A 15,183-nucleotide genomic window follows, 5' to 3' on the forward strand; every position below is an offset into this window, starting at 1 on the left:
CTCGGCAACCCGGTCAGGTAGACCCCGGACTGCCCGGACCCGCAGCGAAAAGCGAGGCCGACGACGGGACGCAACTCCCGCCGTCGGCCTTACCTTTGCGGGCCGGACGCCCTACTGGCCGGCAGCACCGGTGGGCGCGGCGGTTGGCGCGGCAGCACCGTTGTTGCCGTTGCGGCGGCCCTGGCCGGGCGTTTGGGTGCCGGGGGTGTCGCCGGCACCGGCCCCGGCACGGCCGTTGGTTCCCTGGAAGTTGCCCACGTTTGTCCGGCCGGCCCGGGCGCCGAGGTCAAGCTGCTTCTGCACCATCGAGCCGCCGAAGAATCCGGCCACCACCAGCAGTACGCAGACCAGGACTTTCGTGGTGCGGCCGGGCGTGTACCGCTTCCTGGGAATGAAGGGTTCGTCGTCGGCGGGGACTTCGGCCGGCTGGTCCCGGAACGGCCCGTGGTCCTCGCCGGGGGCGGTCAGGGGAACGGGCAGCGCTTCGGTGGCTGCGTCGGTGTCCGGGGTGTATGGGCTGGAGCTGTTCACGGGTTTCCTATTCATAGCGGAGGGCATCGATGGGCCGCAGCTTCGCGGCCTTGTTGGCGGGGTAGACCCCAAAAACCAGTCCAATGACGGCTGACACCGCCAGGGACAGCCAGACTGTCCAGGCCTGCACCTCGGGCTGGACGCCGAGCACGGGGAACGCGCTGCCCGCGAAGCCGACGGCGATCCCGGCGACCCCGCCGATGACCGAAATCACCAGGGATTCGATCAGGAACTGCGTCACGATACTGCCCCGGGACGCGCCGATGGCCTTCCTGATGCCGATCTCCCGGGTCCGTTCCGTCACGGTGACCAGCATGATGTTCATGACGCCGATGCCGCCGACCAGGAGGCTGATGGCAGCCACCGCGCCCAGCAGGATGGTCAGTGTTTGGGTGGTGTTGGTGGCGGTGGTGAGTATCTGCGCCTGGTTGCGGACCTGGTAGTCCCGGTTGGTGGAGTCGACGTGGTGGCGGGCGTCCAGGATCATCTGGATCTCGTTTTGGGCTTGGTTCATGACGTCCGCGGAGGCCGCCTGCACCGTAATGGACGCGAGGGTGGGCGCATAGCCGGTGAACTTGTTCTGCGCGGCGGAGAACGGCACCACCACGATGTCGTCGGGATCGTTCAGGCCGGTGGACCCCTTGACCGCGAGCACGCCGGACACCGTGAAATTTTGGCCGTTCAGCTGGATGGTCTGGCCCACCGCGGAAGCGGTGGTGGCGCCGAAGAGATCACTGGCCACCGTATTTCCGATGACGGCCACCGGGTTCCCTGCCTGCTGGTCGGCTTCGGTGAAAGACGCCCCTGACGCCATGGCGCTGTTGGTGATATCGAAGTACGAGGACGTGGTCCCGAGGAAGCTGGCAACGGAGTGGGTGGCGCTGGTGTACGTTGCCGTGACGCCCTGCGCCTGGACGATCGGCGCCGTGCGGGCCACATCGGGGGCCAGGACTGCATCCGTGAGGGCGTGCTCGTCCTCGAGGGTGAGGTTGGTGCTGCGTGTACGGCTTGCCCCCGCCTGGCCGCCGGTACTGCGGCCGCCCACGCTGGTGGACCGGCTGACGGTGAGGACGTTGGTGCCCAGCTTGCCGATCTGGGCTTTGATGTTGTTGCTGGTCCCCGCACCGACCGCAAGCAGGATGATGACGGCGGCAATGCCGATCAGGATCCCCAGCGTGGTGAGGACGGAACGCATTTTGTTGGCGGCCACCCCGGACAGGGCGAAGCGCGCCGATTCGAGGAGGTTCACGGCGCCACCGCGAAGGTTCCTGCGGGTACCGGCTGCTGCCGGACATCGGAGACGATCCGGCCGTCCTGCATCCGCACCACCCTGCCGGCCCGCTCGGCGACATCCATTTCGTGCGTGATCATCACGATGGTCCGCCCGCTGGCGTGCAGGTTCCCGAAAAGGTCCAGGATCTCGGCCGAGGACCGCGAGTCCAGCGCCCCCGTGGGCTCATCGGCCAGCAGGAGGACGGGGTTGGTCACCAAGGCCCTCGCAATGGCCACGCGCTGCTGCTGGCCGCCGGAGAGCTGCGACGGCTTGTGGCCGGCGCGGCTGGACAACCCCACGGTATCGAGCATGGCCAGTGCGCGGCTGCGCCGCTCGTGGCGTCCCACCTTGGCGTAGGCGAGCGGCATGGCCACATTGTCCACCGCCCGGGTCCTGGAGATCAGGTTGAAGTTCTGGAACACGAAGCCGATCTTGCGGTTGCGGATCTGGGCCTGCTGGTACTCGTCCAGTTCCCGGGTATTGATGCCGTCCAGGTGGTAGCTTCCGGTGCTGGGCGCGTCGAGGCAGCCGATGATGTTCATCATCGTGGACTTCCCGGAACCCGAGGCTCCGATGATGGCCACGAAGTCGCCCCGCTCGATCGCGATGTCCACGGCGTCCAGCGCGCGCACCTCTGCCTCACCCTTGCCGTAGACCTTGCTGACGCCGGACAGTTCGATGACGGCTGCCACGGTCACTGGCCGCCGTTCCGGGTGCCGCCGCCGCGGGTGCCCGCGCCGCCCAGGCCGCCGGCGCCGAATCCGCCTCCGGTGGAGGTGCTGCCGCTGTCAAGCGTGCCGGAAATAGCCGGAAGCTCCACCTGGTCCCCGTCGGCCAGACCGGTCAGGACCTGGGTGCGCCCGTTGGCGCTGATCCCGGTGGTGACCGTCACCGGCGTCGGGGTGCCGTTCTTGAGGACGTTGACCGTTTGCCGGTTCCCCGTGGTGGTGATGGCGAGGCTGGGCACCACCAGGGCGTCGTCGGCCGTGGCGGTGGTGACCGAAATGTTGGCGCTCTGGCCCAGGCGCAGTCCGGCAGGCGGGTTGGCGATGGAGACCGTCACCGGATAGGTGACCACGCCGTTGGTGGTGCTTGAGGTCTGGGCTATGGAAACCACCTTGCCGGTGACGGGTGGGGCGGCAGGATCCTGGGCCAGGGCGGGGAAGGTGAACTGGGCCGTCTGGTCCGGCTTCATGCTGGTGACATCGGACTCGGAGAACCCGGCCACCACCTGCAGGTGGCCGGTGTCGCTGATGGTGACCAGGCCACTGCCGGAGCTTGACCCGGCGGAGGACGCTGCCCCGGAGGACGCGGACGTGGCCGCTCCGGTGCCCCCGCTGGCGGCGGACCCTGACGACGCTGCCGGGGACCCCGAGGAGGATCCCGTCAGCGCACCGGCCGTTGCGGTGACCGACGTGACGGTTCCGGTCACCGGCGAGGTCAGGTTGCACGCGGCGAGGTTCGCTTTGTCCGTCTCGACGGCGAGCTGGGCACTGGTGACATTGGTCCCCCCTGCCGAGGCCGCCGCGTTTTGGGCATTGCCCAGGGCAGTGGTGGCGGAGGCAACCTGCTGCTTGTCCTTGAGCTGTGTGGAGGCGGCTTGGTTCTGCGCCTGGGTCAGCGCGGCCTGGTCCTTGGCCAGCTGGTTCTGGGCCGCCGCCACAGGGTCCGTCCAGTTGGCAGGCTTCGGGGTGGGGGCGGGCACTGCCTGGGAGGCGGTCACGGCAGCGTTGTCGGCATCCACGGCTTTCTGGGCCGCGGCCACCGCAGCGGACTGCTGGGAGGAGTCCAGGCCGGCGGACTGCTGGGCGTTCACCAGGCTCTGGTTCGCCGATGCCACCTGCCCGGCGGCGGATACCTGCTGCTGGTTGGCCTGTGCCGTCACCGAATCCAGCTGGGCTTGGGCCGCGTTCAGGGCGTTCTGGGCGTTGGTGGGATCAATGGACACGAGCAACTGCCCGGCAGTCACCTGCTGGCCCAATGTCGCTGCCACCGATTGGATCACGCCGCTGCAGTTCTGGGCGCTGACCACCGTGGTGGTTTGCGGGGCGACATTACCCGAGGCTGTGGCCACCGAAGAAATGGCCGCCTTGCCCACCGTTACCGTGCGCGCGGCCGCCGACGGGGTGGTGGAGCCAGCCGCCGTGGCCGTGAGGTAGGTGCCTGCGCCGAGGGCGAGAATGACGGCGCCCAGGCCCAGGTTGATAACAAGGGATTTTGAGGTCATGGCTGGACCTTAAAAGGGGCACCTGAAGAAATGCCGTGAAAATGGTGGGAGCGGGGCGCTGGGGACCTTTTGTGTCGTCCCGCTCCGGGAGCGGCTGTGTGAGAATAGGCGGAATTTACACATCACCCATTTTGGGGGACCCATGTCAGAGCGCGCAGATTTCGATTCCACACCGTCCGGCCGGGAGGGTGGGCATGGAGCTCGACTACCGCAGTACGGCCAGACATCTTCCGACGCGTGGGTACCTCCTGCGGAGCATTTTCAGCCCCCGCTCCCGCAACCGGCCGCACGGGAAGATGTGGTGCGCGGGGCTGTCCATGCCCTTGCGGCCGTACCCGTTGGCGTAGTGGCGTGGCTGGTGCTGTGGAACATGGGCTGGGTGGCCTCCATCGTCGCGCTCATCGCCGCTTCCCTGGCTGCCCGGTTGTACGTCCTCGGAACAGGGGGACTGATCAGCCGGCGGGGCGCCTGGGTTGTTGCGGTCGTGACCGTTGGGACCGTGCTGCTGGCGTTTTGGGGCGGCATGCTGGTAGACGCGGCGAAGTTCCTTGGCGGCGGCTCTCCGCTGACAATGCTGGCGGATGCCGAAACCTGGGATCTCCTGTTCTTCAACCTGGCCACCAACCGCGAACTCGTTGACGGGTACGGCGGCGATTTCCTGATGGCCCTGCTGTTCAGCGGGCTGGGCTGCTTCTTCACGCTCCGCCGGCTGTTCGCACAGACCCGGACCAGCTAATTCCCTCTTAACCGCGGGCGGTGAGATCGGCGGAAATGAGTTTCGCCGTCGCCACGATTTCGCGTGCCACGGAAGCCAGGTAGGCGTCCCGGTCCGGTTTGGCGTCCACCGACTGGGCCTGCAGGGACACGTTGACCGCCGCGACCACCTTGGAACCGTCATAGACGGGGGCAGCCACGGACATCAGGCCCAGCTCAAGCTCCTGGTCCAGCAGGCACCAGCCTTGGGCCCGGACGGTCTCCAGCACGGCCAGCAGCTCCGGGACGCTGCCCAGGGCGCGGGGGGTGAGCGGCTTGACGTCGGCCGCCGCCAGGTAGGCCTTGAGGTCCGACGCCGGCAGGTGCGCCAGCAGGACGCGGCCCATCGACGTGGCGTACGCCGGGAAGCGGGTGCCCACCGTGATGCCGATGGTCATGATGCGGCGGGTGGTCACCCGGGCGATGTAGGCAATGTCCGTACCGTCCAGCACCGCGGCGGAGGTCGACTCGCCCAGCTTCAGGGAGAGCTCCTCGAGGTGCGGCTGGGCCAGCTGCGGCAGTGACAGCCCGGAAAGGTACGCGTATCCCAGCTGGAGCACCTTGGCCGTCAGCGCGAACGTCTTCCCGTCGGTCCGCACGTAGCCCAGTTCCACCAGGGTGTGCAGGAACCTGCGAGCGGTGGCCCGGGTCAGGCCGGTGCGGGACGCGACCTCGGTGAGCGTCATGACGGGACGCTCGGCGTCGAAGGCGCGGATCACGGCCAGGCCGCGGGCCAGCGACTGGACGTACTGGTCGCTGGCCTGCGGTGTGGCCTGGGTGTCTGTGCGGACGGCGTCGGTCATGGTTCCCAATCCTAGGGCTGTCCTCAGGCAGCCGCGGCCTTGAGGGGGACGGGGAGGAGTTCCTGGAGTTCTTCGAGGGTGCAGCCGAAGGTTTCGCGGACGGTGACGCCCTCGGGGCCGGTGAGGAAGACGCCCTTGTCGGTGTAGACGCGGGTGACGCAGCCGACGCCGGTGACCGGGTAGGTGCAGGCCTCGACGATTTTGGAGGCGCCATCGCGGGTGAGGAGGGTCATCATGACGAAGACGTCCTTCGCGCCGGTGGCCAGGTCCATGGCGCCGCCGACGGCGGGGATTGCCCCGGGTGCCCCGGTGTGCCAGTTGGCGAGGTCACCGGTGGCCGAGACCTGGAAGGCGCCCAGGACGCAGATGTCCAGGTGCCCGCCGCGCATGATCGCGAAGGAATCGGCGTGGTGGAAGTACGAGGCGCCGGGCAGTTCGGTGACCGGGATCTTGCCCGCGTTGATGAGGTCCTCGTCAATCTCCCCGCCCGTGGCTTCGGGTCCCATGCCGAGCATCCCGTTCTCGGTGTGGAGGGTGATGTTCTGTTCCTCGGTGAGGTAGTTGGACACCAGGGTGGGCTGGCCGATCCCGAGGTTCACGAACGAGCCCGGGGCGATGTCGCGGGCCACGAGCCGGGCCAGGTCATCACGGCCCAGGGGCGTCTCGGACGTCTTGATGCTGGTTTCGGTGAGGCTCATCTCAGGCCACCTTTTCTGCTGCGCTGCCGCTGCGGGCAACTTTTACCACGGTGTTGACGTAAATGCCGGGGGTGACCACGTTTTCCGGGTCCAGCCCGCCGGTGGGGACAATCTCGGAGACCTGGACGATGGTGTGCTTCGCCGCCGCGGCCATGATGGGGCCGAAGTTCCGGGCCGTCTTCCGGTACACCAGGTTGCCCTTCCCGTCCGCCTTCAGCGCCTTGATGAGGGCGACGTCGGCGTGGATGGGGGTCTCGAAGACCTGCCCACGGCCGTCGATGATGCGGGTTTCCTTACCCTCGGCCAGCATGGTGCCGTACCCGGTGGGCGTGAAGAACCCGCCGATCCCGGCCCCGGCGGCACGGATGCGTTCGGCCAGGTTGCCCTGAGGCACCAACTCCAGCTCAATCTCCCCGGCCTTGTACTTGGCATCGAAGTGCCACGAATCAGACTGCCGCGGGAAGGAGCAGATCATCTTCCGCACCCGGCCTTCCTTGATGAGCAGGGCCAAGCCCTGGTCGCCCTGGCCGGCGTTGTTGTTCACCACGGTCAGGTCCGTGGCCCCGCACTCCAGCAGCGCATCGATCAGTTCGAACGGCTGCCCGGCGTTGCCGAACCCGCCGATCATCACGGTGGAACCGTCCTTGATCCCGGCCACGGCCTCCTGGACCGAATCAACAAAAGTCAGCATTACTGGTCCTTTCCAGCGGTCACGTTCTCAAGTATCACGGCCAGGCCCTGGCCCACGCCGATGCAGATCGCGGCCACACCCCAGCGTTCGCCGGAGGCCTGCAGGGACCGGGCCAGGGTGCCCAGGATCCGGGTGCCGGAAGCACCCAGCGGGTGCCCCATGGCGATCGCCCCACCCTGCCGGTTCACGATTCCGGGGTCAATCCCCCAGGCATTGATGCAGGCCAGGGACTGCGCAGCAAAGGCTTCGTTAAGTTCGACGGCGCCCACCTGGTCCCAGCCGATCCCCGCCTTCGCGAGGGCCTTGTTCGCCGCCTCGACGGGTGCGTAGCCGAAGAACTGCGGATCGTTCGCGTGCGCGCCGCGGCCCGCGATCCGGGCCAGCGGGTCCAGCCCCAGCAGCCCGGCGGCCGCCTCGGACCCGATCCAGGCCGCGGAGGCGCCGTCGGACAGCGGGGATGCGTTCCCCGCAGTGACCGTGCCGTCCTCTGCCCGGAACACCGTCTTCAACCCGGCAAGTTTCTCGGCCGACGAACCGGCGCGGATCCCTTCGTCCCGCACCAGGTCCGTCCCGGGCACCGGGGCGACCAGGTTGTCGTAAAACCCCTCATCCCAGGCCGCGGCGGAGAGATTGTGCGAGGCAGCGGCGAACTCGTCCTGCGCCTCGCGGGTCACCCCGTACTTTTCGCGGAGCCGCTCGGTGGCCTCACCCAGGGAGATGGTCCACTCCTTCGGCATGGCCTTGTTCACCAGCCGCCACCCGAGGGTGGTGGAGGCCAGGGTCATGTCCCCGGCCGGGTAGGGCTTTTCCGTCTTGGGCAGCACCCACGGGGCACGGGACATCGACTCGGCCCCGCCCACGAGCATCAGGTCGGCGTCGCCGGCGTTGATTTGGCGGGACGCGATGATCGCCGCGTCCAGGGATGAACCGCAGAGCCTGTTGACCGTTGTGCCCGGGATGGACACCGGCAGCCCGGCCAGGAGGGTTCCCATCCGGGCGATGTTGCGGTTTTCCTCGCCCGCGCCGTTGGCGTTGCCGAACACCACCTCATCAATCCGCTCGGGATCAAGCCCGGGTGCCCGCTTCACGGATTCCTTGATCACGTGCGCGGCAAGGTCATCCGGCCGGACCCCGGCGAGGCCGGAACCGAACTTGCCGAAGGGGGTGCGCACGGCGTCGTACACAAATGCCTGGTTCATGACGGGGCATCCATTTCTTTGAAGACCTGCTGGGCAGTCTTGAAGGCGGTATTGGCGGAGGGAACTCCGCAGTAGATGGCGGTCTGCAGCAAAATTTCCTTGATTTCGTCCCTGCTGAGGCCGTTCCGAAGGGCGGCGCGGATGTGCATGGCCAGCTCCTCCCAGTGCCCGTGGGCCACCATGGCAGTGATGGTGACTGCGGAACGCATCTGCCGGGACAGTCCGGGCCGGGTCCAGATGCCGCCCCAGGCGATCCGGGTGATCATGTCCTGGAAGTCGTTGGTGAACTCATCTTTGTTGGCGTTGGCCCGGTCCACGTGCGCGTCGCCGAGCACTTCGCGCCGGACCACCATGCCGCCGTCGTAAATTTCCTGGCTGGTGGCGCCGGGCTGGACCACGCCGTGGCGCTCCAGGCCGGCGCGCTCGGCGGCGCTCATTTGGCGGCCTCCCGTGTTTCGGCCCAGCTGATCAGGCTGCGCATCAGGTCGGCCACGTGGGCGGGGGCTTCCGCGGGAGCGAGGTGCGAGATGCCTTCCACCGTCACGGCGGTGGCAGTGCCGCCCCCGGCGGTGATGCCGGTGGCCACTTCGTCCGCCATGTCCGGCGTGGCCACGGCGTCCAGCGCACCGGCAATGACCTGGGTGGGGACGGATATGCCGCCGAGTTCACCGCGCACGTCGAAGGCTGCCAGAGCTTCGCAGCAGAAAGCGTAGCTGAAGCGGTCGGCATCGCGCAGTGAATGCAGGAGCCGGCTGCTGAACTCCGGTTCGCGGTCCATGAAGCCGGGGGCGAACCACCGTTGGGCGGAGCCCTGGATCATCACGGGCGTGCCCTGGGTGCGGACCGTTTCGGCGCGCTCCAGCCAGGCTTCCGGGGTGCCGATCTTCGCGCCGCTGTTCTGTACGGAGAGGCTCTTGAGCCGTTCACCGTGCTGGATCCCGAGCTGCAGGCCCACCGCGCCGCCCAGGGAGACACCCGCGTAGTGGAACGCCTCGTCCGGGGCGATGGAATCCACCAGGTCCACAACGGCGTCAGCCAGGGCAGCGACGTCGAAGGGTTCCGTTGCGGCCGGTGAGACGCCGTGCCCGGGCAGGTCCCAGGCCACCACGTCGTAGTCGTTGCCGAGCAGGGACGCCGCCCGGTTCCAGAGGATGGATGATGTGCCCAGGGAAGGACCGACCACCAGCAGGGGGTGGTCACCCAAGGGTCGCTGGGGTGAGAGCAGCGCTGCTTTGACGGCCGGTTTAGCCACGGGAAGCTCCGTTCGCGTTGGGGGAAACATGGTCTGGGAAAGATGCCAGGATGCGGCGGGCAATCTCCGCCGCCTGGCCAAGGTAGCTGGCGGGGTCCAGAAGCTCTTCCAGCCGTGCGTCAGGAACGACGGCGGCGGGAACGGCTTCGCGGAGCAGCTTCCGGTAGGTGGCGGCCTGCCCAGCGGGGGGCTCCTGCAGCGTTTGGTCCACCACGTCCTGCAGTTGCTGCTTGCCGCTTCGGCCGTCCTTCTCCTCCAGCAGCGGAGCCACGGCAGCGTTCACGCCCTCGGCCAGCAGCAGCGGTCCGGCAAGGTCCAGGTTGCGGCGCATGGCGTCCGGGAAAACCCGCAGCCCTTCGGCAAGTTCGCGGATATGGCCGGCGGCCCCGAGGGTAAGGGCCAGCAGCTGCCGGAGAGCCGGCCACTCGGTGTGCCAGGCCCCGTCCGGGCGTTCGTCGTTGAAGGTGGCGGCGGCCAGGTGCAGCTGGGCAGCCAGTTGCGGTGCCTGCAGCGCGGCGCTGCGGACCAGGACGGACAGCACGGGGTTCTGTTTTTGCGGCATGGCGGAGGACACGCCGCGGCCGGCGGCCCGCGGCTCGGCCAGCTCGGCTACTTCCGGACGGCTCAGGAACAGGACGTCCGCGGCGATCTTGCCAAAGGCGTCCAGCACGGACGCCAGGGCGTGCCCCAGGGACGTGACGGCCAGGCGGTTGGTGTGCCAGGGAGCCGGCGCGGGGGCCAGGCCGAGCTGGGCTGCCAGGGCATCGGCCAAGGTAAACGGGGTGGCGGTGGAGCCCTCCGTCAGCACTGTTCCGGCAGCAAGCGTTCCCGCCGCCCCGCCGAACTGGACCGGGAACTCCAGGCCTTCCAGCTGCCGGCCTGCGGCGGCCACGCCCTGGAACCACTGCGCGGCCCGGAGCCCGAAGGTATACGGAAGCGAATGCTGCGTCAGGCTCCTGCCCACGCACAGCGTCTGCGCATGCTGCTCCGCCAGGGCGGCGAGCGCCGCCGCGGTGCCTTTCAGGTCGGCCAGCACGGCATGGACGGTGTTGCGGGCCACCAGCATCAGGGCGGTATCCAGCACGTCCTGGCTGGTCAGGGAGGTATGGACGGCTTTCCCGGCACCAATCCCGGCGCTGTCCAGCGCGGCCACCTTCTTCCGGAGGTCCGCCACCAGCGGAATGACCGGGTTGCCGCCGCCCTGGGCACGCAGCGCGATGTCGGCAAGGTCGTATCGCCCTGACTCGGCAGCGGAAGCCACGACGGCGGCAGAACCGCCAGGTGTCAGGCCGGCCCGTTGCAGTACGGCTGCCCAGCCCGATTCGACGGCGAGGATCGCCGCCAGCACTGCCCGGTCCCCCGTCAGCGCCGCCACCAACGGTGACGCTGATACGGGACTGAGCAGGCCGGCGTCGGCCTCTTCCGCGAAGGCGCGCAGATCTCCCGGGGCGGCGTTGGTCACTGGAAGTCCAGGAAGACCGTCTCGCCCTCGCCCTGGAGGCGGATGTCCCAGGTGAGGCCACCGTCAGGGTCGCGGCGGGCGATGAGCGTCTTGCGGCGCTCCGGATCCAGCGAGCTGAGCAGGGGATCCTTGGCCAGCGCCTCGGCGTCCTCAGGCAGGTAGATGCGGGTGAACAGCCGGTTGGTCAGGCCGCGGGCAAAGAGCGCCACGGAGATGAACGGCGCCGCGCCCGGTTTGGTGGGGCCGGGGTTGACCGTGGTGAACGTGAAAACGCCGGAGTTGCCCACGGCGCCGCGGCCCCACCCGGTGAAGGTGTAGCCGTCACGGACAAGGGAACCGGTGCGCTGGACGACGTTGCCCTTGGCATCGGGCTGCCAGATTTCCAGGATGGCGTCCGGGACGGTGTGGCCGGCACCGTCGTAAACGGTGCCCTGGAGGCGGATGGAGCCGGGCGAGCCGGGTGCCAGGAGCTCGTTGTCCTTCTCGAACGGAAGCGCATAGCCATAGAAGGGGCCAACGGTCTGGCCCGGGGTGGGAACAAGTTTGGTGCTCATTTTCCTACTCTCCTGCCTCGTCACTACTGTCGCCTGCTGTACCGAACGCTTCGTTTTCGGTCCAGGTCCGCTTGGGCCCGGTCAGGACGATGTCCCAGTTGTACCCCAGCGCCCATTCGGGCTCGGTGAGGCTGTGGTCGTAGGTGGCCACCAGCCGGTCGCGGGCGTCCTGGTCCACGATGGTCTGGTAGATCGGGTCCAGCGGGAAGAGCTGGTCGCCGGGGAAGTACATCTGGGTGATGATGCGCTGGGTGAACTCGGTGCCGAACAGCGAGAAGTGGATGTGCGCCGGGCGCCACGCGTTCAGGTGGTTCTTCCAGGGGTAGGCACCGGGCTTGATGGTAACGAACCGGTACGAGCCGTCCGGGCCCGTGATGCAGCGGCCGATGCCCGTGAAGTTGGGGTCGATCGGGGCCGGGTGCTGGTCACGCTTGTGGATGTACCGGCCTGAGGAGTTGGCCTGCCAGATCTCCACCAGCTGGCCCGCCACCGGACGGCCCTCGCCGTCCAGGACCTTGCCGGAGACGATGATCCGCTCACCCAGGGGTTCGCCGTTGTGCTGGATGGTCAGGTCGGACTCCAGGGCGTGCACGTCCTGGTGCCCGAACGCCGGCGAATACAGCTCAATGGTTTCGGGGTCGGCGTGCTGCAGGCTCTTGGTGGGGTGGCGCAGGATGCTGCTGCGGTACGGCGGGTAGTCCAGCCGCGGCTGGGTCTCAGGCAGGCCGCCGTCCTTCAATGCCCGCTGGTATGCCTCGCCGATGGCGTGGATCTCTGCGCTGAGGTCCGCCTGCGATTCGATGGCCTTGTCCAGTGGCTGGTGGGCAGCCTTCGGTTCGGCCGGGGGCACGAGTTCCTCCGACTCCAGCTCCGCGGTGATGTCTTCCGGCATGGCTGGCTCCTTTCTCATCTGTTGGGTTTGCAGTGTCTGTGGTCTGGGTTGGCTCACGTGCGGTGCAGTGAGTCGTACTGAACCGCGTGGCGCACCGGGGCGTTGGGGGCGCCGTAACCGTCGTAGCTGCCGCGGCGTTCCACCATTTCGAAGAACACGCTGCCCACGGTGGCGGTGTAGAAATGCAGGAATTCCCCGTCCGCGTCCCGGTCGAAGAGCAGGTTGAGTTCCTGCAGCGTGGCCAGGAATCCGGGTTCAAGGTCGAACCGGGCGTCCAGGTCCTCGTAGTAGTTGGCGGGGATCTGCAGGAACTCGAGGCCCTTGTCGCGCGCGGCGCGGGCCGTGGCCACGAGGTCGTCCACGGCGAAGGCGATGTGTTCCTGGTACGTTTTCTGGCCGTGCGCCTGCTGCACCGGGGCGAGGTTGAGCACCAGCCGCACCGCTCCGTTGGAGGTCTGCATGACCTGCGAGCGCACCAGGCCGCTGGGGCTGGGCACCTCGGCGAACGGCTGGGGCTCCAAGGCCAGGGCGCTGGTATAGAAGAGGACAGCCTCGTCGAAGTGCTGCCACGGCTGGGCGAGGTTGACGTGGTCAATCACGGCCCGGGCTCCCGCGGAGGGGTGTTCGAGGCCTTCGCCGAACTCGTGGGTCCAGGCGGCGGTGCCGTCCGGGCTGCCCTGGCAGAGGAAGATTTCGGTGGAGTCCGGGGCGGCGATGCCCTGGAAGACTTCCTCGTCCGCCTGGACCTTGCGGGCCACCACGGGGGCCTTGAGCTGCTGGGCCCGGGCCGAGGCAATCACGGGGGAATCGACGTCGAACCCCAGCGCGGCGATGGCGGGTTCGGCGTGCGAGGCCGCCTGTTCATTGATGATCACGCGGGCCTGGCCCATGCTCCAGAGCTGGACGTCCTTGGTGCGGTGCCGCCCCTCGAACGCGAAGCCGAGCTGGCCCAGGAGCTTCTCCAGCTGCGCGGTATCGTCCGCCTTGACCTCGGCGAAGTTGAACCCGGCCGGTTCGTTGACCTTGGGCAGGGTGGCCAGTTCCATGGGATACCGACGGCGGGGCGCGGCTCCGTTGCTTGGTGCGCCTTCGGTGCCGGCCGCGGGGGCGTCAGCGAGCCAGTTGGCGCTCTGTTCCTCCAGCCAGATCAGCGACCGCATGGCGTCGACGGCCGTGCGGTCAACGTCGGACTGCCGGAAGACGTCGTTGAAGACCTCCAGGGAAACCGGGCCGGTGTACCCGGCACGGACCACGTGGCCCATGAACTTGGCCAGCTCGAACTGCCCCTCGCCCGGGAAAACCCGGTAGTGGCGGCTCCAGGACAGCACGTCCATGGAGAGTTTGGGGGCGTCGGCCACCTGGACGAAAAAGATCTTCTCCGGGTTGAAGGCTTCGATGTGGGAGGTGTCCCAGTCCCGGGAGAGGATGTGGAAGGAGTCCAGGCAGGTCCCCAGGTTGGGGTGGTCCACGGTCTCCACCAGCCGGTAGGCGTGCTCGTAGTCGTTGACGTACTTGCCCCAGGCGAGTGCCTCGTACGCCACCTTGACGCCGTGGTCCCCGGCCAGCTGTGCCAACTCGGCGAGCTGTTCGGCACGCAGGCCGTCGTCGTCGATGGTGGCCGTGGCAACGTTGGAGCACACCAGGATGGTGTCCATGCCCAGGCGGGACATGAGCTTGAACTTCGCCTCCGCGCGCCGAAGGTTGGCCTTGAGCAGGTCCGGGGCGACGCCGTCGAAGTCCCGGAACGGCTGGTAAAGGTCCAGGCCGAGGCCAAGGTCGGCCGCCATTTTCTGCACGTCCTCCGGGCTGAGGGGCGACGTGACCAGGTCCTGCTCAAAAATCTCGATGCCGTCGAACCCGGCGATCGCGCAGGCCTGCATCTTTTCCTTCAGCGTCCCGGACAGGCAGACCGTGGCGATTCCCGTACGCATCAGGCTGCCACCTCCTCGGCGGCTACAAGCTCCAGGAAGTGTGCCCGCATCCGGTCCGGGTCCGCGTCCTGGCCGGTGAAGATCCGGAAGGCATCCGCTGCCTGTCCCACGGCCATCCGGCCGCCGTCCAGGACCTCGCAGCCCTTGGCGCGGGCCCCACGGACCAGTTCGGTCTCGATGGGACGGTAGACGATGTCCGCCACCCAGTGGCGTTGCTCCAGCAGGCCCAGGTCCAGCGGGAGGCCTGGGTGGGCGGCCATTCCCACGGGGGTGCAGTGCACCAGCCCGTCGGCCAGCGGCATCAGCCGCGGCAGGTCCGCCGGCGTGCCTGACGTGATGGTGCTGTCCGGGAAGAAGCCCTGCAGCTCGGCGGCCCGGGCAGCTGCCCGGGCAGGGTCCATGTCCACGAGGTCAAGGGTCCGCACGCCGGCGGTGAGCAGGGCATAGGCGACGGCGGATCCGGCGCCGCCGGCGCCCAGCTGCACGACGCGGTCCAGGCGGGCTCCGGGGAGGCCGGATGCCAGGGCGGCGGCGAAACCGGAGAAATCGGTGTTGTGCCCGATGAAGCGGCCGTCCCGGATGACCACGGTGTTGACGGCACCCAGGCGGCGGGCGTCCGGGGAGACCTCATCCAGGTGTTCCAGGACGAGCTGCTTGCACGGGTGGGTGATGTTCAGGCCGTTGAAGCCCAGGGTGCGTGCGCTCTGCAGGATGGTGCCGACGGATTCGCCGGACAAGCCCAGATCGAGGAGGTCAATGGGCCGGTAGAGGTAGCGCAGGCCCTGCACGTCCCCTTCGCGTTCATGCATGGGAGGGGTGAGTGATGGCGTGACGCCGTCTCCGACCAGTCCCACGAGGTAGGACTCAGTTCGATGACTCATCCGTGCAGCTCCTTTGGTAACGGCACCGGAGAGCTG

At 68.2% G+C, this 15,183-nt stretch carries 16 protein-coding genes; 1 reads left to right on the forward strand and 15 read right to left on the reverse strand.

Features of this window, described 5'->3' with window-relative positions; translation table 11 throughout:
• Positions 1-111 precede the first annotated feature (111 nt).
• From DC347_RS06170 to DC347_RS06185, 4 genes are read right to left on the reverse strand one after another with little or no spacing between them, the layout of a single operon-like run.
• Positions 112-531, reverse strand: a complete 420-nt coding sequence (locus DC347_RS06170; protein ID WP_018762912.1) for a hypothetical protein — start codon at positions 529-531, stop codon at positions 112-114.
• A 7-nt stretch (positions 532-538) separates the two neighbouring features.
• Positions 539-1,780 carry an ABC transporter permease gene (locus DC347_RS06175; protein ID WP_109044799.1) on the reverse strand — a complete coding sequence of 414 codons (1,242 nt, stop codon included), beginning with the start codon at positions 1,778-1,780 and terminating at the stop codon, positions 539-541.
• Positions 1,777-2,502 carry an ABC transporter ATP-binding protein gene (locus tag DC347_RS06180; protein WP_018762910.1) on the reverse strand — a complete coding sequence of 242 codons (726 nt, stop codon included), beginning with the start codon at positions 2,500-2,502 and terminating at the stop codon, positions 1,777-1,779. Before DC347_RS06180 ends, DC347_RS06175 begins: the two co-directional genes overlap by 4 nt.
• Positions 2,499-4,031, reverse strand: a complete 1,533-nt coding sequence (locus tag DC347_RS06185) for an efflux RND transporter periplasmic adaptor subunit (protein ID WP_109044800.1) — start codon at positions 4,029-4,031, stop codon at positions 2,499-2,501. Before DC347_RS06185 ends, DC347_RS06180 begins: the two co-directional genes overlap by 4 nt.
• A gap of 301 nt (positions 4,032-4,332) precedes the next feature.
• Here DC347_RS06185 and DC347_RS06190 point away from each other — a divergent pair, with 301 nt between their 5' ends.
• Positions 4,333-4,767, forward strand: a complete 435-nt coding sequence (locus tag DC347_RS06190; protein ID WP_109044801.1) for a hypothetical protein — start codon at positions 4,333-4,335, stop codon at positions 4,765-4,767.
• A gap of 7 nt (positions 4,768-4,774) precedes the next feature.
• Here the strand turns inward: DC347_RS06190 and DC347_RS06195 are convergent, their stop codons facing one another.
• From DC347_RS06195 to DC347_RS06245, 11 genes are read right to left on the reverse strand one after another with little or no spacing between them, the layout of a single operon-like run.
• A complete protein-coding gene (locus tag DC347_RS06195) occupies positions 4,775-5,587 on the reverse strand; it encodes an IclR family transcriptional regulator C-terminal domain-containing protein (protein WP_109044802.1) in 813 nt (270 codons plus the stop codon).
• Between the two features lie 23 nt (positions 5,588-5,610).
• A complete protein-coding gene (locus DC347_RS06200) occupies positions 5,611-6,285 on the reverse strand; it encodes a 3-oxoacid CoA-transferase subunit B (RefSeq protein ID WP_109044803.1) in 675 nt (224 codons plus the stop codon).
• A 1-nt stretch (position 6,286) separates the two neighbouring features.
• On the reverse strand, positions 6,287-6,976 hold the full coding sequence (locus tag DC347_RS06205; protein WP_109044804.1) for a 3-oxoacid CoA-transferase subunit A: 690 nt from the start codon (positions 6,974-6,976) through the stop codon (positions 6,287-6,289).
• Positions 6,976-8,175: a thiolase family protein gene (locus DC347_RS06210; RefSeq protein ID WP_109044805.1), complete on the reverse strand. Its 1,200-nt coding sequence runs from the start codon at positions 8,173-8,175 to the stop codon at positions 6,976-6,978. Before DC347_RS06210 ends, DC347_RS06205 begins: the two co-directional genes overlap by 1 nt.
• Positions 8,172-8,612 carry a 4-carboxymuconolactone decarboxylase gene (gene pcaC, locus DC347_RS06215; RefSeq protein ID WP_018762903.1) on the reverse strand — a complete coding sequence of 147 codons (441 nt, stop codon included), beginning with the start codon at positions 8,610-8,612 and terminating at the stop codon, positions 8,172-8,174. Before pcaC ends, DC347_RS06210 begins: the two co-directional genes overlap by 4 nt.
• Entirely contained in the window at positions 8,609-9,427 is an 819-nt protein-coding gene (locus DC347_RS06220; RefSeq protein WP_109044806.1) for an alpha/beta fold hydrolase, read from the reverse strand. The genes pcaC and DC347_RS06220 overlap by 4 nt, the downstream gene beginning before the upstream one ends.
• The gene (locus DC347_RS06225; protein ID WP_109044807.1) at positions 9,420-10,889 is read right to left on the reverse strand and encodes a lyase family protein; all 1,470 of its coding nucleotides are present in this window, start codon (positions 10,887-10,889) and stop codon (positions 9,420-9,422) included. The genes DC347_RS06220 and DC347_RS06225 overlap by 8 nt, the downstream gene beginning before the upstream one ends.
• Entirely contained in the window at positions 10,886-11,443 is a 558-nt protein-coding gene (gene pcaG, locus DC347_RS06230; protein ID WP_109044808.1) for a protocatechuate 3,4-dioxygenase subunit alpha, read from the reverse strand. The genes DC347_RS06225 and pcaG overlap by 4 nt, the downstream gene beginning before the upstream one ends.
• A gap of 4 nt (positions 11,444-11,447) precedes the next feature.
• Positions 11,448-12,335 carry a protocatechuate 3,4-dioxygenase subunit beta gene (gene pcaH / locus DC347_RS06235; protein ID WP_109044809.1) on the reverse strand — a complete coding sequence of 296 codons (888 nt, stop codon included), beginning with the start codon at positions 12,333-12,335 and terminating at the stop codon, positions 11,448-11,450.
• A gap of 53 nt (positions 12,336-12,388) precedes the next feature.
• Positions 12,389-14,266, reverse strand: coding sequence for a bifunctional sugar phosphate isomerase/epimerase/4-hydroxyphenylpyruvate dioxygenase family protein (locus DC347_RS06240; RefSeq protein WP_109044810.1), 1,878 nt, complete (start codon positions 14,264-14,266; stop codon positions 12,389-12,391).
• The gene (locus DC347_RS06245; protein ID WP_026264911.1) at positions 14,266-15,147 is read right to left on the reverse strand and encodes a shikimate dehydrogenase; all 882 of its coding nucleotides are present in this window, start codon (positions 15,145-15,147) and stop codon (positions 14,266-14,268) included. Before DC347_RS06245 ends, DC347_RS06240 begins: the two co-directional genes overlap by 1 nt.
• Between the last annotated feature and the right edge of the window lie 36 nt (positions 15,148-15,183).

This window comes from Pseudarthrobacter sp. AG30, assembly GCF_003116525.1.
Classification (GTDB): Bacteria; Actinomycetota; Actinomycetes; order Actinomycetales; family Micrococcaceae; genus Arthrobacter.